Origin of the sequence: Rhizorhabdus wittichii (genome assembly GCF_017607425.1) — a bacterium.
Classification (GTDB): Bacteria; Pseudomonadota; Alphaproteobacteria; order Sphingomonadales; family Sphingomonadaceae; genus Rhizorhabdus; species Rhizorhabdus wittichii.
The window spans coordinates 3,763,319-3,779,708 of sequence record NZ_CP059319.1; the positions used below are offsets into that span (position 1 = coordinate 3,763,319).

19 protein-coding genes, 1 tRNA gene and 1 pseudogene are annotated in these 16,390 nt (G+C 65.1%); 13 read left to right on the forward strand and 8 right to left on the reverse strand.

The window, feature by feature from the left end:
* The first annotated feature begins 56 nt into the window (after positions 1-56).
* On the forward strand, positions 57-356 hold the full coding sequence (locus HRJ34_RS29250; protein WP_226948846.1) for a hypothetical protein: 300 nt from the start codon (positions 57-59) through the stop codon (positions 354-356).
* A 255-nt stretch (positions 357-611) separates the two neighbouring features.
* Here HRJ34_RS29250 and HRJ34_RS29495 read toward each other — a convergent pair.
* Positions 612-782 (reverse strand): annotated as a pseudogene (locus HRJ34_RS29495) (TIR domain-containing protein); the annotation flags it as partial.
* A gap of 197 nt (positions 783-979) precedes the next feature.
* Between HRJ34_RS29495 and HRJ34_RS18005 the strand changes: the two are divergent.
* The 8 genes from HRJ34_RS18005 to HRJ34_RS18040 all read left to right on the forward strand — a co-directional run bounded on the left by HRJ34_RS18005 (position 980) and on the right by HRJ34_RS18040 (position 7,348).
* Entirely contained in the window at positions 980-1,942 is a 963-nt protein-coding gene (locus tag HRJ34_RS18005) for an IS1595 family transposase (protein WP_047169679.1), read from the forward strand.
* Between the two features lie 141 nt (positions 1,943-2,083).
* Positions 2,084-2,554 (forward strand): DUF6932 family protein, encoded by a 471-nt coding sequence (locus HRJ34_RS18010; protein ID WP_208632050.1) that lies wholly within the window; start codon positions 2,084-2,086, stop codon positions 2,552-2,554.
* Positions 2,555-2,613: 59 nt separating this feature from the next.
* Positions 2,614-3,495 (forward strand): hypothetical protein, encoded by an 882-nt coding sequence (locus HRJ34_RS18015; protein WP_157034317.1) that lies wholly within the window; start codon positions 2,614-2,616, stop codon positions 3,493-3,495.
* Complete coding sequence (locus HRJ34_RS18020; protein WP_198148676.1) at positions 3,492-3,632, forward strand: hypothetical protein; 141 nt, start codon at positions 3,492-3,494, stop codon at positions 3,630-3,632. The genes HRJ34_RS18015 and HRJ34_RS18020 overlap by 4 nt, the downstream gene beginning before the upstream one ends.
* Before the next feature lie 2 nt (positions 3,633-3,634).
* Positions 3,635-3,793: a hypothetical protein gene (locus tag HRJ34_RS18025; protein ID WP_157034316.1), complete on the forward strand. Its 159-nt coding sequence runs from the start codon at positions 3,635-3,637 to the stop codon at positions 3,791-3,793.
* A gap of 981 nt (positions 3,794-4,774) precedes the next feature.
* A complete protein-coding gene (locus HRJ34_RS18030; protein ID WP_047169676.1) occupies positions 4,775-5,251 on the forward strand; it encodes a DUF3489 domain-containing protein in 477 nt (158 codons plus the stop codon).
* A 2-nt stretch (positions 5,252-5,253) separates the two neighbouring features.
* Positions 5,254-5,670, forward strand: coding sequence for a DUF2924 domain-containing protein (locus tag HRJ34_RS18035; RefSeq protein WP_208631976.1), 417 nt, complete (start codon positions 5,254-5,256; stop codon positions 5,668-5,670).
* Positions 5,663-7,348: a recombinase family protein gene (locus tag HRJ34_RS18040; protein WP_047169674.1), complete on the forward strand. Its 1,686-nt coding sequence runs from the start codon at positions 5,663-5,665 to the stop codon at positions 7,346-7,348. Before HRJ34_RS18035 ends, HRJ34_RS18040 begins: the two co-directional genes overlap by 8 nt.
* Before the next feature lie 186 nt (positions 7,349-7,534).
* Here HRJ34_RS18040 and HRJ34_RS18045 read toward each other — a convergent pair.
* The 3 genes from HRJ34_RS18045 to HRJ34_RS18055 form a co-directional block, all read right to left on the reverse strand.
* Positions 7,535-7,621, reverse strand: a tRNA-Leu gene (locus HRJ34_RS18045).
* Positions 7,622-7,734: 113 nt separating this feature from the next.
* Entirely contained in the window at positions 7,735-8,835 is a 1,101-nt protein-coding gene (locus tag HRJ34_RS18050; protein ID WP_208632051.1) for a 6-phosphofructokinase, read from the reverse strand.
* A 246-nt stretch (positions 8,836-9,081) separates the two neighbouring features.
* The gene (locus HRJ34_RS18055) at positions 9,082-9,840 is read right to left on the reverse strand and encodes a zinc-ribbon domain-containing protein (RefSeq protein WP_208632052.1); all 759 of its coding nucleotides are present in this window, start codon (positions 9,838-9,840) and stop codon (positions 9,082-9,084) included.
* Between the two features lie 111 nt (positions 9,841-9,951).
* Between HRJ34_RS18055 and ftsE the strand changes: the two genes are divergently transcribed.
* The 4 genes from ftsE to HRJ34_RS18075 are packed head-to-tail and all read left to right on the forward strand — an operon-like array spanning position 9,952 to position 12,786.
* Positions 9,952-10,659, forward strand: a complete 708-nt coding sequence (gene ftsE / locus HRJ34_RS18060) for a cell division ATP-binding protein FtsE (protein ID WP_012049213.1) — start codon at positions 9,952-9,954, stop codon at positions 10,657-10,659.
* Entirely contained in the window at positions 10,659-11,570 is a 912-nt protein-coding gene (locus HRJ34_RS18065; protein WP_208632053.1) for a cell division protein FtsX, read from the forward strand. Before ftsE ends, HRJ34_RS18065 begins: the two co-directional genes overlap by 1 nt.
* The gene (locus HRJ34_RS18070; protein ID WP_012049211.1) at positions 11,567-12,100 is read left to right on the forward strand and encodes a YdcF family protein; all 534 of its coding nucleotides are present in this window, start codon (positions 11,567-11,569) and stop codon (positions 12,098-12,100) included. The genes HRJ34_RS18065 and HRJ34_RS18070 overlap by 4 nt, the downstream gene beginning before the upstream one ends.
* Complete coding sequence (locus HRJ34_RS18075; RefSeq protein WP_012049210.1) at positions 12,100-12,786, forward strand: lysophospholipid acyltransferase family protein; 687 nt, start codon at positions 12,100-12,102, stop codon at positions 12,784-12,786. The genes HRJ34_RS18070 and HRJ34_RS18075 overlap by 1 nt, the downstream gene beginning before the upstream one ends.
* A gap of 79 nt (positions 12,787-12,865) precedes the next feature.
* On the opposite strand, the gene HRJ34_RS18080 is transcribed toward HRJ34_RS18075, so the two are convergent.
* From HRJ34_RS18080 to hisC, 4 genes are all read right to left on the reverse strand, one after another.
* Positions 12,866-13,195 (reverse strand): DMT family transporter, encoded by a 330-nt coding sequence (locus HRJ34_RS18080; protein ID WP_012049209.1) that lies wholly within the window; start codon positions 13,193-13,195, stop codon positions 12,866-12,868.
* Between the two features lie 282 nt (positions 13,196-13,477).
* The gene (locus HRJ34_RS18085) at positions 13,478-13,990 is read right to left on the reverse strand and encodes an outer membrane protein (RefSeq protein ID WP_226948682.1); all 513 of its coding nucleotides are present in this window, start codon (positions 13,988-13,990) and stop codon (positions 13,478-13,480) included.
* Positions 13,991-14,205: 215 nt separating this feature from the next.
* On the reverse strand, positions 14,206-15,111 hold the full coding sequence (locus HRJ34_RS18090; protein ID WP_208632054.1) for a prephenate/arogenate dehydrogenase family protein: 906 nt from the start codon (positions 15,109-15,111) through the stop codon (positions 14,206-14,208).
* The gene (gene hisC / locus HRJ34_RS18095) at positions 15,111-16,217 is read right to left on the reverse strand and encodes a histidinol-phosphate transaminase (RefSeq protein WP_208632055.1); all 1,107 of its coding nucleotides are present in this window, start codon (positions 16,215-16,217) and stop codon (positions 15,111-15,113) included. Before hisC ends, HRJ34_RS18090 begins: the two co-directional genes overlap by 1 nt.
* Positions 16,218-16,390 lie beyond the last annotated feature (173 nt).

Sequence of the window (16,390 nt, forward strand, 5' to 3'; positions counted from 1 at the left end):
CAGTCTGCCACCACAGACAGGCTTTCGTTCAAGGAATTGCTAGAGCTGGTCTCACCATGCGCGAAGGCGATGCCGTCGCTGAGCATGGAACTACCGATGAAGATGGTGCAGCGGGAGACCGCCTGACCCGCACGATAAATCGATGCGGTGAAGCGGTTCGCATCGACGCGTCGGAAACTGCCCTCGATCCCGGGGTTACGGGCCTCGAGTTCACCGAGCGACGTTTCGAAAAAGCGGGCAATATACTCGAAGCTCTCGACCTTGAAGCGATCCCGGTCTCGCTCGGAGAAAGTCTTGGCGAGCCTCAGATTGCTCGACCGTGGCGCGAAGTTTTCCGTTGGAGTAGAGCCGAATGACTGAGGCGCGGCGGCGCGCATCTGCGCGACCGCCGGCGGGGAAGGAGTCGGCTTGGGAGCGAGGCGCGCTGCTGCCTTGCGGATCGCCCCTGCCACTTCGACAAAGGCCTGATCGCGATCTGGGGCCAGCGTGATCGGCTTGCCGTCGGCCGGGACCGCATTCAATTTTCCGAAGGGCGCTCCCGTCCAGCCCTCCGAGGGGCGCAAGATCACGGGGATGACGATTGCCTCGCCCGCATCATGGCGTTCCATGGCTCGCAGCATTTCCTGATCATAGCAGTAATCGGAAGCGAGGAAGTCCGGGCTGACAAGCAGCAGGATGATGTCGTCATTTTCAACATGATCGCTGATCTGGGTGTGCAACTCTTGGCCGGCCCCGATGCGGCGATCGTGCCACGTTTCGATAACACCCTGACGCTTGAGCATTGCCAGCTGGGTCTCGAGCTGGTCGCGAAGCGCTTCGTCTTGGTGGGAGTACGAAAAAAATAGGGTAGCCAAATCCTGCTCCTGCGGTCAGCACACATCTTTCTTCACGTCGCGCTTTACCATCAAGCGGATGGCGATTACGTATTTGACAAACCCAACGGAACACGGTAGGAACAGAGGCATAAGGAGCCTACCGAATGTCCGTTCTCTCTCAGCCCCGCTTTCACGATGAAGCCGCTGCCTTCGAATATCTCGAAAGCGTGATTTGGGCGGACGGCATCGTATGCCCGCACTGCGGCGTTGTCGGTGGCCGGGTCTACAAGCTGGAAGGCGTCCGCTCGAAGCCCAGCAAGAAGAACCCCGAGGGCGTTGTCCGCCATGGCCTCAAGAAGTGCGGTGAGTGCCGGAAGCAATTTACGGCCAAGGTCGGCACCGTGTTTGAGGATGCCAAGCTTCCCCTGCACAAGATGCTCCAGGCTGTTCACCTGATCGTGTCGAGCAAGAAGGGCATCAGCTCGCACCAGCTTAGTCGCATCCTTGAGGTCCAGTACAACAGCGCGTGGTTCCTCTCGCATCGCATCCGCGAAGCTCTGCGCTCCGGCGAGCTTGCCGTTCCGTTCGGTTCGGGCGGTGGCGCGGTCGAGGTCGACGAGACCTATATCGGCGTCCTCAAAGGTCAGCCCGTCCGCCAGTCCGGCGCGCACAAAATGAAGGTCATCAGCCTCGTCGATCGCGACAGCGGCCAGATACGCTCGTTCAACTTCGACCAGATGATCTCCTGCTATGTGGAGCCGATCGTGAAGGCCAACATCGCCAAGGAGGCCCGACTGATCACTGATCAGGCCCGGCTCTACAAGATGCTCGGTAAGGACTTCGCGAGCCACGAAACCGTCAATCACTCGATCGGCGAGTATGGCCGGGGCGACGTTTACACGAACACGGTCGAAGGCTCGTTCTCGATCTTCAAGCGCGGCATGAAGGGCGTCTATCAGCATTGCGGCGAGCAGCATCTGCACCGCTACCTCGCTGAGTTCGACTTCCGGTATTGCAACCGTGCGAAGCTGGGCATCGACGACAAGGCTCGCGCGGATAACGCAGTGAGGGGCATTGTCGGCAAGCGGCTGACCTACCGTGCTACTGGTAGCTGGTTCGGCCGGTAAGAAGGCGGAGAGAAAGGGCCCCTCTCCCAAAAGGCGTAGTCGGTGGCGTACCAAACCGCACAGAGGCTGGGAGACGTTTGACTCTCGGTAGTGGGCCCCGTTACGTCTGCGAACCGAAGGGAACAAGAGAGACCGGGGGCGTTGAAGAAGGACTACGAACCGCTGCTGTCGGCTGGCCGTCACGAAATGACGATCGGCGATTTTGAAACTCAGTTCGTGGTGGGGCTGGGTGGTAGCTCGCGTTCAACAATTTGGCAGGAATTTAAAACGTCAGTCCTCCAACCATTGAAACAATATCAAATACCGTGCGAACTGTGGTTAGATGGCAGCTTTATAACCAAATGCCCTGAGCCTGATGACATCGACGGCTCTCTTATGGTTTTAAGTGAAGTTATTGACAACCTAGATGAAGATGCATTTTCTTATTTAAAAAAGTTCGACGACTACAATCCCGGATTTGACAAATGCCTTGATCTTTTTCTCTGCCAACTTTATCCTAAGGCGCACCCGCTGCATGGCGGGGATAACGATCCAGATGGCTGGGCATGGCAGTGGTCGAGGGAGCGTAACTCAAGCTGGTTAAAGGGTTTTGTCGTGATCCCCTTCAGGTAAGTATGGACTTTTCGGAGGCGCTATCTCAGGTTCGAGAGCACACGTCGATTGTGCAGAGGATGGAGTTTGCCCTCAGGTCCGACCCCGCTAATGAGCGACTTGCCTTGGGCCTTGGCTCCGCCCAGCGCCGAGCGGCCCGGAGCCAAGAGCTTTTAGAGAGGTTCGCGGCCACCGGTTCTATAGACCTGATACGATACCGCTTGATCAGTGGCTCTGACATTTATGCCGTCGAGGCGGTTGCCGATAGCGTGCATGCCTTTCAGCGATCCTTTACGGGCGCGGCCGATTTTCTAAAGGCAGGACCAAAGGCAAAAGCAAAATACTCGCGCGAAATCGAAGCAAAGACGCGGCTCAATTTTGCTTATACGTACCCAGGCTCTTTGGGGATTGTACTCGCCGTTGAAAACGAGCGCGATCTCCTGAAGGGAGAGCTTGACGAAGTAATCGATGTATTTTCGGAGTTCCTCGACGTTTCCGATAGCGACGCCGCTGTCGATGCCTCTAGGCATTTGGGTCCTGCTCTCGTCACTCAACTCTGCCGGTGGGTCGATGTTAATGCTAAATGGGAAACGGCTGTCGATCTGGTGATCAAGCGGCCAGATGGTGTTCAGCGCGGCCAGTTTATCGAAAAGAACCGCTTCTTTGATCTAAGCACGATCTTCCATAATGCAAAGGACGAAGAACCTAATACGTTCGATGCAAAAGGTATTCTTGTTGGTCTCGATATTGAGATCGGAAAATTTCATTTGGTCGTGCCCGGCGGGGAGAGTTTCCAAGGCGGCTTGGCTGATGATTTCGTGAAGGAAAAAACGACGGTCGGTGCGCCCTACCTGGCGACTATCAATGAGAAGGTTTCTCGGGTCGTGGCGACGGGCAATGAAACGCGCTCGCTCAAACTTCAGAAATTGGTGCCTGTCAGCACGAAGGAAGGTTCTCCATGACCGACGAGCCCAAATCCCAGCTCGACAAATTCAAGGAAGCCGCGCGCGAGCTAGAGTGCGACGACGACGAGGACCGCTTCAAGAAGCGATTAAGGGCATTGGCAAGCCAGAAGCCCGCTGAGAAGCGAAAGGATTGAACATGGTTGAGTTTGTGATGCCGACTTGTGAAGAGCTTGTCGCCCAGCTTCACGCCCAGCGCCGGGAGATGGTGTCCTACTTCGATCGCGATGGTTGGACGCCCGGTGCACGCCAATTGCTTGATCGGTTGGACCGGCTCATTGCCCGCTATGAAGGATGAAGGGTTCAATGGGCGGATGAGGAGGCTGGTCGAGAAGTGCCCGGCTAGGGATAAAGCCGGATTAGGGCTTTTTCTTCCGGCGGAAGATATTACGCTGGTGAGTGTTGTTAGCCCCCCCTATGTCGACAATGGGGTTGTCGAATCCCTCAATGATGTTTCCCTCCGTGACAGAGTTTGTGCATCCCTCCATGTAGATGCCTACTGGCCCTTTGGGGCGACTAGGCGGCGTAGGCCCACTTCCGTTACCACTCGACATCCCATCTTCCTTCGGCGTTTTGAACATAAGGAAGATGCCAAGCGCGGCAAGGATCGCGAGGATACTCCACGCGATCCCAAGCTCTAAAGCGGATGGCTGTGGCCACGTCATCGGAAGCAACGCCGCAGCGAAGCCCGATACGAGCGCCAGTAAACCACCCCCGATCTGCGTTCTTCCCATCCCTCACTCATAGCGGAACGCCTCCGCAACGAGAAGATGGTTTGTGAAATACGTAATCGCCAAGCGGATTTCAGAACATAGAGGAAACGAGATGGTGACATTTCCCGTCGGGGGCAACCTCGATGATATCTGCTTTCGCGACCAATCTACCAAGAGGTGCAGGTCCGCCAGCGACCCATTTGCCGTTCCTGGCGAGTGCCTGAACGGAGCACAGCTTTCGACGGCCTATTCCGAAGCGGAGAATGACGGGTATGTCGGCGGCTGCTGACCGGCGTGTCGGTTCAAACGAACGGCAGCTTCACCCATTTTCGCGCCTAGAACCGGACAGGCCGGACCCGGCCCCGTTCCAGTCATTAAATCTACAATGGAGCAAAGGGCATTGCCATTCGCCACGGCCACAATTCGCTCGACTTCCGTCGCCGGCAGAGCGTTGGTGTCGTCACTGAATCGCGGCCCTGGATATTGGCCGCCGCCCTGATCGGTCTGACCGGCGGGGCTGTGGGTGGTGGGAACGACATGACGTCGCTCCCTAAAGGAGACCATCCATGGCCAAGTTCAAGCTTACTGACATCCACAAGCTCATCCTGTCCGCCGCCGCAACGCGACCTGACGGTAATTTGCTGCCGCCACCGGAAGGACTTGGCGAGCTGAGTGAGATGCTCCGCACCTCCTATGGCGAGTTGCTCCAACACAAGTTCGCGATGGAGGTCGAAACCGGCGATCAGACTCAGGTCTGGCGAATCGGAGAAGGCAAGACCTTCGGTCTCATCATTACCGACAAAGGCAAAGCAGCCGCAGGCGAGGTGCAGCCTCCGACCGCAAAACCGGTGAAGAAAATCGATATGGTGCTGGACATGCTCCGCCGGGAGCAGGGAGCGACGCTGGCTGAACTCATCGATGCGACGGGTTGGTTGCCGCACACGACACGCGCGGCTCTGACCGGCCTGCGCAAGAAAGGCCATATCCTCGAAAAGGCGACCCGTGACGGCGCGACCTGTTACGCCACCATGGCTGTCGCCTGACCATGTCGAAAACCGACAAGCAGCTGACTGCGCTGACGACCATGTCGTCGGCGCAGCTCCGCGAGGAATGGCTGAGGGCGGGCGCAGCCGAACCGCCCTCGGTGTCCGATGCTCTGCTGAAACGCCTGCTCGCCCATCGCCTGCAGGAACGGCGCCATGGCGGCTTGCCGGCAGCGGTTCTGCGCGAGCTACAACGCGCGTCATCAAAGGAGGCCGAGACCATCAAACCAACCGCGGAAGTTCGGCCCGGCACTCGCTTCGTACGTGAGTGGAACAGCCAGATCATTTCGGTCGAGGCCCTTGAGAAAGGCTTTCTCTGGAACGACCGGCACTATCCCTCCCTCTCCGCCATCGCGCGAGAAGTCACAGGCGCGCACTGGTCCGGCCCTCGCTTCTTCGGAGTAGCTAGCCGTGGCTGACGATCGACGCGGCACTAAGCTTCGCTGCGCGGTCTACACCCGCAAATCGACCGAGGACGGCCTCGAACAGGAATATAACAGCCTCGACGCCCAGTTTGACGCCTGCTCCGCTTATATCCTGAGCCAGCGCCATGAGGGCTGGACGCTGGCGCCGGATCGCTATGACGATGGCGGCTTTTCAGGCGGCAATATGGAGCGGCCAGGTCTCAAGCGGCTGCTGGCCGATGTCGCCGGCGGCAAGGTCGATGTCATCGTTCTCTACAAGATCGACCGGCTGACCCGCAGTCTCGCCGACTTCGCCAAGATCGTCGAGATTCTCGATGCGGCAGGCGCCAGCTTCGTTTCAGTCACCCAGGCGTTCAACACCACGACGAGCATGGGCCGGCTCATGCTCAACGTGCTGCTGTCCTTTGCCCAGTTCGAACGCGAGGTCACCGGCGAGCGCATCCGCGACAAGATCGCCGCTTCGAAGAAGAAAGGCCTCTGGATGGGAGGCCCTGTGCCGCTCGGCTATATCGTCCAGGATCGCAAGCTCGTCGTTCACGAGGAAGAGGCCGAGACGGTCCGTCACATCATGCGACGCTATCTCGATCTCGGCTCGGTCAGGGAACTGGTCGAAGAGCTGGATCGGGACGGCTATCGTACCAAGGTCCAGCGGCAAACCAGCGGCCCCCATAGAGGGGGCTGTGTCTTCCGGCGAGGAACGCTCTACCACCTTCTGTCCAACCGCATCTATCTCGGGGAGATCGTTCACAAGGGCGTCGCCTATCCGGGCGACCATAACCCCATCGTCCCGGTCGAGCTCTGGCAGCAGGTTCAGGACAAGATCGCGGCAGGAGCCAATGGCGGCGCCCGCCGACTCCGCGCCCAGCATTCGAGTTTGCTGATCGGTCTTCTTCACGATGGGGCTGACCGGCCAATGAGTCCCAGCCATGCGAACAAGGGCTCGCAGCGCTATCGCTATTACATCACGCGGGCAGACGCTCTCGATGGCGGACCGGCATGGCGCGTGTCCGCGCATGACATCGAGGCATTGGTTTGCCGCCGTCTCGCCGAGTTTCTGAAGGACAGCTCCGGGCTGAGCGCCCTGCTGGCTCCAGAGCATGACGCGAGCACACTTCACCGAAGCTTGAGCAAGGCCGACATAGCCGCCGCCTATCTGCTTGGCCCATCATCCTCGGAGAAGGGCAGACTGATCGATGCCCTCGTTCGGCGGATCACATTGCAACCGGATCGAATCGAGATCGAGCTGGATCGGAATGGCCTCGCAGCGCAGCTGGCCACCAGCCTCGCTGATGGAGAAGCCATTCTCATTTCCACTGAAGCAGTGCGCGTCCGTCGCGGCCATCAGATCCGATTGATTATTCCCGCGCCCGCCACAGCCACAATGCAGGAGCGCAGACGCGATCCGAAGCTGCTCGCATTGATGGGCGAGGCCATTGCGGCGCGTGAACTGTTGCTCGCATCGGGAACCAAATCGCTGCTTCAGATCGCAACCGAAGCCGGCCGCTGCCGCAAGCGGCTGGGACGATTGCTGGCGATCAGCTGCCTGGCCCCCGATATCGTCACCGCCATCGTCGAGGGACGCCAGCCATCCAGCCTCACGGCAAAGTCCCTGCTGGCGACCGATCTTCCACTCGCCTGGCACAGCCAGCGCGGTCTGCTCGGCATCGCCTGAACCACCGCTGAGGTCAGAATTTAGGCCGCCTGAGACGCGGCCCTTTTCTTTCGCCATGATGCCGCAGCTCAGCGCGTCTCTCGACCTCAACGCTATCCACCGCGTCCCCAAAATCCCGCGGAACTGCGCGCGAGTGGAGAGCTCCGCCGAAGCGGAAACTCTTTGACTCAGCGATTTCAGACTGGGTGGTGCGGTCGAGAAGACTCGAACTTCCACGGCCTTTCGGCCACAACGACCTCAACGTTGCGCGTCTACCAGTTCCGCCACGACCGCACACCGAGGAGAATCCCGGATGGCCGGGATGCTGGCAGGCCCGCGCCACTAGCAAAGGGTTCGGCGGGGCGCAATGGGCTATCGCGATAAATCTTGTCCGCCGCCCCGCGCCCTCAATAGAGGAACATCGGCATGCCCTCGACATGGGTGAGCTTCGGCCGGTAGCGCGCGCGATCGTAGAGCCTGTCGACGTCGACCGTCTTGGTGCCGCCGAGCAGCGTGTCGATCGGCACATGACAGTAATTGCCGTCGCGCAGCGCCAGCATCCGGCCCGTCTCGCCCGCTTCGATCTTCTGGACGGCGAGGCCGCCGAAGGCGAAGCCGACCATCCGGTCGAGCGCGTCGGGATCGCCCGATCGCATCAGATAGGCGAGCTGCTGGACGATCGTCCCCTCCTTCGCCCGCTGCTCGATCAGCAGTGCCAGCCGCCGGCTGACCGCCGTCTCGCTGCGCTGCGTCGCCGACAGCCGCCGGTCGCCGTCGCCGGCCTCGTCGCCGGCCAGCTTCGCCCCCTCGGAGATCACGCACATTGCATAGGCGCCGGGCCGGCTGCGGCGATCGGCGGCGAGCAGCGGCAGCAACACCTCGGGATCGGCCGGCACCTCGGCGATCACGGTGCGGTCGACCTGCGCCAGGAAGCCGGCGAGCAGCGCCGTCTCGCCGCTGCGCCGCCCGAACAGCTCGACGATCGCGATCCGCTCATGGCTCTCGGCGGTGGTGCGCAGCGCGTTGATCGCGTCGACCGATCGGGTGATCGCGGTCGAGAAGCCGATGCAATAGTCGGTCCCGAACACGTCGTTGTCCATCGTCTTGGGGATCGAGACGACTGGGAAGCCCTGCGCCGACAGATGCGCCGAGAAGCGCAGCGTCCCGTCGCCGCCCAGCGTGATCAGCGCGTCGACGCCGAGCGCGTCGAGCACCTTGAGCACATGGCCGGTGCGGTCGCCGCCGGCCACGGTGCGCGGGTCGGTGCGCGAGGTGTGGAGCATCGTCCCGCCGACCCGGTCGATCCCGCGCACCGCCTCGCGGTCGAGGACGATGCTGTGCGCGGCGACGCTCTCCCGCTCGGCGGGGTCGATCTCGAGGAAGCCCTGCCAGCCGCGCCTGAAGCCGATCACCTCCCAGCCGCGATCGAGCGCCGACAGCGCGATCGACCGGATGCAGGGATTGAGCCCCGGAACGTCGCCGCCGCCGGTCAGCACGCCGATGCGCATGTCGTCTCCTTCCCGTTTTGCTTCGTCATTCCAGCGAAAGCTGGAATCTCGCTGCCTTGTTCCCCGGCAGGGAAAAGAAAGGAAGGGCGATAACCATCAACCGTCGCCCCTGCGCAGGCAGGGGCCCATGTCTCTCATCAGCCAGATGGCATCTGAGAAGGCGACAGACATGGATGCCTGCCTCCGCAGGCATGACGGGCGCATGTTTGGGGGCGGAGATCGATCCCACCCGCTCCCCGACGCGGTCTAGCTCCCGGTCGGGCCGATGAAGCTCAGATGCAGGTTCTTCGCGCCGCGCGGGATGTCGACGGCGGCGCTGTCGAACTCGGCCGATCCGCCGGGAACCAGCATCGGCACCGGGCGGGTGATCGTCCAGCTATAGACGGTGCGGCCCTGCGTGTCGCGCAGCTCGGCGCGGATGTCGCGGACCGGCTGGGGCTGGTCGGTCGGGTTGACGATCTTGCCGGTCACCGCCAACAGTTCGTTGCCGCTCGCCGTCTCGCGCCGCTCGGGCTTGCCGGTCATCTCGATCAGCAGCGGCACCGGCGCGGGGACGAGGCCCAGCCGCTCGGCCAGCTTGTCGGGCCCGACCGCGACGACCGCGCCGATCGCCGCCACCAGCACCAGCGCGACGATCGCTGCGACGATGGTCAGCAGCTTCGCGGTGTTGCGGCGCGGCCGGCCGGCGAGCGCGGGCACCTGGTCGTAGCTCGGGCGGTCGTGGATCGGGGCAACCTCCTGCGGGCCGTCGTAGCGCGCCTGGACCTCGGCCTCGGGCTGCTCGCTGTCGGCGGTCGCGGGCGGCGGCACCGGCTCGACGATGGTCGACTGCGGCGGCGGCGCGGGCGGCGGCGCGGCCTGCACGGCGTCGGGAGCGGCGGGCTCGGGCGGGCCCTGGAACCAGCTATGGCGGCAGCTGGCGCAGCGCACCTGCCGTCCGGTCGCGCCGATCGACGCGTCGGGAACGAGATAGCGGGTCTGGCAGGCGGGGCAGATGAGTATCACGCCCACCTCCCTAACCCTGACATGACTCCGGCTGCAAGCATTTGCGGGAGGGGCGATGCTGTGCCATGGCTCGCGGCATGTGCGAGGCGTCGATCGAGTGAGGCTAGGCGGATGAGGCCGGGGGCCGCCAACATCGTCCAGTTCGAGAATGTCGGCCTGCGCTACGGGTCGGGCGCCGAGACGCTGAGCGACCTCAGCTTCGGGCTGGCGGCGGGCGCCTTCTACTTCCTGACCGGGCCGTCGGGCGCCGGCAAGAGCTCGCTGCTCCGCCTGATCTACCTGGCGCAGCGGCCGAGCCGGGGACTGATCCGCATGTTCGGGGAGGACGTCGTCACCCTGCCGCGCGCGCGCATGCCCGGCTTCCGCCGCCGCATCGGCACCGTCTTCCAGGACTTCCGCCTGATCCCGCATCTGTCGGCCTATGAGAATATCGCCCTGCCGCTGCGCGTGAACGGCGTCGCCGAGGCCGACATCGACACGCCGGTGCGCGAGATGCTCGAATGGGTCGGCCTGTCGGGCCGCGCCTATGCCCGCCCCGCCACCCTGTCGGGCGGCGAGCAGCAGCGCGTCGCGATCGCCCGCGCGGTGATCGGCCGGCCCGAGATCCTCGTCGCCGACGAGCCGACCGGCAATGTCGACCCCGACATGGCGGGGCGGCTGCTCTATCTGTTCGAGGCGCTCAACAAGCTCGGCACGACGATCCTGGTCGCGACCCACGACCTCCACCTGATCCCGCGCGTCCACCACGCCCAGACGATCCGGCTGGATAGTGGCAGGCTCGACAATGGGAAGCTCGAAGCTCCCGGGGGAGCGCGCTGATGGCGCTGTTCGGGACGGGATCGGGCAACTGGCTGACCAGCGCGGCGGGCCGACGGCTGCTGCCCGAGGGCTGGCTGTCGGGGCCGATGCCCTGGGTGATCGCGATCATGATGTTCCTGATGGTGCTCGCCGCCGCCGCCGGGCTGGCGCTGGGCTTCGCGGCGCGCGGGCTCGATTCGCACCTGTCGGGGCAGATCACTGTCCAGGTCGTCGATGCCGACCAGGCGCGGCGCGACGCCACCGCCGACCGCATCGTCGGGGCGCTGGCCAGCCAGCCGGGCGTCGCCGCCGTGCGCCGGATCAGCGACGGCGAGATCACCGATCTGCTGCGCCCCTGGCTGGGCGCGGGCCTCGCCGACAACGACCTGCCGGTGCCGGCGATGATCGACGTCGCCTTCGTCCCCGGCGCCGCGGGCGCACAGCAGGCGGCCGAGGCGGCGGTGCTGGCGCTCGGCCCGCGCGCGCGGATCGACGACCATGCGCAATGGCTGGCGCCGCTCGCCGGGCTGATCGCCTCGCTGCGCTGGCTGGCGGCGGTGCTGGTCCTGCTGATGGCGGCGGCGGCGGCGTTCACCGTCGTGCTCGCCGCGCGGTCGGCGCTCAACACCCACCAGGCGACGATCGACGTGATGCACCATCTCGGCTCGACCGACGCGCAGATCGCCCAGCTCTTCCAGCGGCGCATCGCCACCGACGCGCTGTTCGGCGGGATGGTCGGGCTGCTGCTCGCCTCGCTGGTGATCTTCGCGGTCGGCGATCGCATCGCGCGGGTGGGGTCGGACCTGATCGGATCGGTCGACCTGCCGCTCGTCGCCTGGGCCATCCTCGCGCTGCTGCCGCTCGCCGGCACGCTGCTCGCGACGCTGGCGGCGCGCGCGACGATCATCCTCGCGCTCCGGCGGCGGCTGTGATCGTCCGCGCGGCGGCGGCCGCCCTGCTGCTGTGGATCGCGGGCTTCATGGCCTTCGCGCTGTTCCTGCCGCAGCCCGCGCCCGACGGGATCGCCACCGACGGCATCGTCGTGATGACGGGCGGACGCGGCCGGGTCGAGCGCGGCCTCCGCCTGCTCGAAGCGAAGCGGGCGAAGCGGCTGCTGATCTCCGGCGCCGACCGGCGGGTCCGCCCGCACGAGCTCGCCGCCCAGTTCAAGGCGCCGATGGCGCTGGTCGAATGCTGCGTCGACCTCGGCCATGAATCGGTCGACACCCGCTCCAACGCGGCGGAGGCGGCCGACTGGATCGCGCGGCGGCGCTACCGGTCGATCCGCCTCGTCACCTCCGACTGGCACATGGTGCGCGCGCGCTTCGACCTGCGCAACGCGACCGGCGACAAGCTGGAGATCGTCGCCGACGCGGTGCCGACCGAGCCCGGGCTGGTCGACCTGGTCCGCGAGTACAACAAATATCTGCTGCGGCGGGTCGCCGCCCTGATCGGGATATGATGACCGTCCTGCGCTCGACCCTGTTCGCGATCCTCTTCTATGCCGGCACCGTGGTCGCGGTGCTGAGCGCCTTCCTGATCGTCCCGTTCGGCGACGCGCCGCTGCGGCGGCACGCGCTGCGCTGGGCCTGCTTCCACCGCTGGTGCGCGCGCTGGATCCTCGGCATCCGATCGTCGGTCGAGGGCCATGTGCCGCCGGGGCCGCACCTCTACGCCGCCAAGCACCAGTCGATGTTCGAGACGCTCGAGCTGCTGCTGGTCGTCGGCGATCCGGCCGCCGTGCTGAAGCGCGAGCTGGCCGACATCCCGCTGTTCGGGCAGATCGCCCGGCGCGAGGGGGTCATCCCGGTCGATCGCGCGGGATCGGCCAAGGCGCTGCGCCGGATGATGCGCGCCGCGATCGCCGCGCGCGACAGCGGCCGCTCGATCCTGATCTTCCCCGAAGGCACCCGCGTCGCGCCGGGCGAGCAACCGCCGCTCCAGCCGGGCTTCGCCGGCCTCTACAAGGCGCTCGACCTGCCGGTGGTGCCGATCGCGCTCGACAGCGGCCTGCTGTGGCCGCGCAACAGCTTCCTCAAGCGCCCCGGCATCATCACCATCCGGCTGGGCGATCCCCTCCCCGCCGGCCTGCCCCGCGCCGAGATCGAGGCGCAGGTCCACGCCGCGATGAACGTGCTCGATCGCTGAGCGTTCGGGAGTGCGCCTGTCGGCGCATGGCCGCACCGGCCCGAAATGCGCTCTTCCGCGCATTTCCAAGACAGCCCTCTCAGGACGATATCGAGGTCGAGAAGAGGTTGAGCACCGCCACCCCGGCGACGATCAGCGCCATGCCGATCAGCGCGGCGATGTCGAGCTTCTGGCCCTGGAACAGCCAGGCGACGGTGGTGATCAGCACCAGCCCGACGCCCGACCAGATCGCATAGGCGACCCCGGTCGGCATCGTCCGCAGGGTGAGCGACAGGCAGAAGAAGGCGATGCCATAGCCGAGCGCGGTGACGACCGAGGCAAGCGGGCGGGTGAAGCCGTCGGACAGCTTGAGCGCGGTGGTGCCGATCACCTCGGCGACGATCGCGATGGCGAGGTAGAGATAGGCCATCCGCCCATCCTAGAGTGGTCGGCGGTCGGAGCCTAGTGGCACGAACGTCATGCCGAAAAGGATAGCAGGCCACTGCCGGAGACAGGATGAAACCGCCTCTCCCCCGTCATTCCCGCGAAAGCGGGAATCCATGGATACGGGACGCTTTTGACTGGATGTGCCGCCGTCCAAGGATTCCCGTTTTCACGGGAATGACGGAAATGGAAGCTCCCTCGGATAGTCGCCATCCGGGCCGTGAAGGAAGGAGGACGCCGGTCCCGCCCGGCGCCCTCCCCGTTTCGATCAGAAACCGAACACGATGCCCAGGGTGCCCTGGTTGTTGATGATGTCCGATTCATAGTTGGTCTGGGTGAACTCGGCGCGCAGCGACACGCTGTCGGTCACGCGGGTCTCGAGGCCCGCGCCGTAGCGCACGCCGTCGCCCCAGCCGCTCGAACCGAGCACCTCGATCTTGCCGCGGGCATAGCCGGCGCGCGCATAGAGCGCGGTGCTGTCGTTCAGCTTGTAGCCGAAACGGGCGCCGACGCCCCAGCCCCACTTGGCCTCGATCCCGCCGGCATCGGCGGTGTTGAGGTCGATGTTCGCCTCGACGCCGGCGAAGGTGGAAGCGCCGACCGGCAGGTTGTAGCCGGCGAACGCGGTCGCGCCGACGCCCGAGAAGCCGACGCCTTCGAGCGCGCCCGAACCCTGGACGTTGTCGAGCGTGACGCCGCCACCCACATAGGGCCCGGCGAAGTCGGCGGCGAACGCCGGAGTCGCGGCGAGGGCAGCGGCGGCGGCCGCGATTTTGATCATCTTCAAGATAAGTACCCCTTATAATGCACGCGCCGCTTGAGATGCGGCTTCGTTTAAGCAACCTGTTGAAATTTCACGTTTCTAGCGTGACGGTTGCCGGGCGCACCTAGTAAAGGGAGCCGATCGTTACAATCAGGGAATGAACCGCTCCGGACGCAATTCGGCCGGCCGGGTAAATTTGCCACAGTGGGACGGCGACGGCCGCCCCGCGACGGTCAGTGGGCGCGGCCGAAGTCCGGCGCGGCGTCGTCCTGGCCCTGCTCGATGATCGATCGGCGGATCGCGCGGGTGCGGGTGAACAGGTCGAACAGCGTGTCGCCGTCGCCCCAGCGGATCGCGCGCTGGAGCGCGGTCAGGTCCTCGCTGAAGCGCTGGAGCATCTCCAGCACCGCTTCCTTGTTGGCGAGGAACACGTCGCGCCACATCGTCGGGTCGGACGCGGCGATGCGGGTGAAGTCGCGGAAGCCGCCCGCCGAGAATTTGATCACCTCGCTCTGCGTCACCTCCTCCATGTCGGACGCGGTGCCGACGATGGTGTAGGCGATCAGGTGCGGCAGGTGGCTGGTGACGGCGAGCACCCGGTCATGGTGGCGCGGGTCCATCGTCTCGACGTCGGCGCCCAGCCGCCGCCAGAACTCGGCGACCCGCTCGGTCGCGGTGGGATCGGCGCCCTCGGGCGGGGTGACGATGCACCAGCGCCCCTGGAACAGCGTCGCGAATCCCGCGTCGGGGCCGCTATTCTCGGTGCCCGCGACCGGATGGGCGGGGATGATCGTGGCGTCGGGCAGCGCGCCGCGCAGCGCCGCGAGCACGCTTTCCTTCGACGATCCGACGTCGCTGACGATCGCGTCGGCGGGCAGGTCCTCGGCGATCTCCGCCGCCGCCGCCGCCATCGCGCCGACCGGCACGCAGAAGATGACGAAATCGGCGTCGACCACCGCCGCGCCGGCCGTGTCGGTGACGTCGTCGCAGAAGCCGATGCTGCGCGCGCGTTCGCGCACCTCGGGGCTGGCGTCGTGGCCGGTCAGCCGCACGGTCGGCATCTGCGCCTGCACCGCGCGCGCGACCGAGGAGCCGATCAGGCCCAGCCCGATGATCGTGACCCGGGCGAAGGGCAGCATCAGCCCGCCGCCTCGACCATGCGGCGGATCACGGCGGCGAGGCCGCGGACCTCCTCCTCGGTGCCGATGGTGATGCGCAGGCCGTGCGGCAGGCCCTGCCCCGGCAGCCAGCGGACGATATAGCCCGCCTCCATCAGCCCCTTGTAAGCCTGCTCGGCGGTCAGCTTGCCCTCGAACAGCACCAGCGAGAAATTGGCCTTGCTCGGCACCGCGCGCAGCCCCTGGTTGCCGAGGCTGGCGATCTCGCCCTCGAACCAGGCGCGCCAGCGGGCATTGTGGTCGCGGCTGCGCGCGACGAAGCCGGTGTCGCCGAGCGCGGCGATCGCCGCCATCTGCCCGGCGGTCGTCACGTTGAACGGCGCGCGGATGCGGTGCAGCGCGTCGACCACCGCCGCGCCGGCATAGCCCCAGCCGATCCGCTCGGCGGCGAGGCCGTAGATCTTCGAGAAGGTCCGCGTCACCAGCACGTTGGCCGCCGACTGCGCCAGCGCGAACGCGCCGTCGTCCTCGCCCGCCTCGAGATATTCGGCATAGGCCTGGTCGATCACCAGCAGGCAGTCGGCCGGGGTCGCGGCGTGGAGGCGCGCGATCTCCGCCCCGCTCGTATAGGTGCCGGTCGGGTTGTTCGGATTGGCGAGGAAGATCACCCGCGTCCTGGGCGTGATGTGCGCGATCAGCGCGTCGATGTCGGTCGCATAGTCGGCGTCGGGCGCCTGTACCGGGGTCGCGCCGACCCGCCGCGCCGCGATCGGATAGACCGAGAAGCCGTAGCGGACGAACAGCACCTCGTCGCCCTGCCCGGCATAGGCGCCGGCGGCGAGGTGGAGGATCTCGTCAGAGCCGGTGCCGTAGATCACCCGCGCCGGATCGAGCCCGCCATGCGCGGCGGCGATCGCCTCGCGCAGGTCCGCCGCCGAGGCGTCGGGATAGCGATCGAGCGACGCCGCGCCGGCCATGAACGCCGCGCGCGCCGCCGCGCTGGTGCCGAGCGGATTCTCGTTGGACGAGAGCTTGGCGACCTTGCGGCCGTCGTCGGTGGTCGACCGTCCCGGCACATAGGGGGCTATCGCATCGATCCAGGGCTTGGGCGCGAGGGTCTGTGTCATGCGCGCGCTTTACGGGGGAAGGCGAAGGGCTGCAATGCTTTCGCCAAGCACGTCACCCCAGCGAAGGCTGGGGTCCATGTCTCTCTTCACCCGCGATGGCATCTGAGAAGAATACAGACATGGATGCCAGCCTCCGCTGGCATGACGGAAGAGGAGGCGACGGCGAAGCCCCC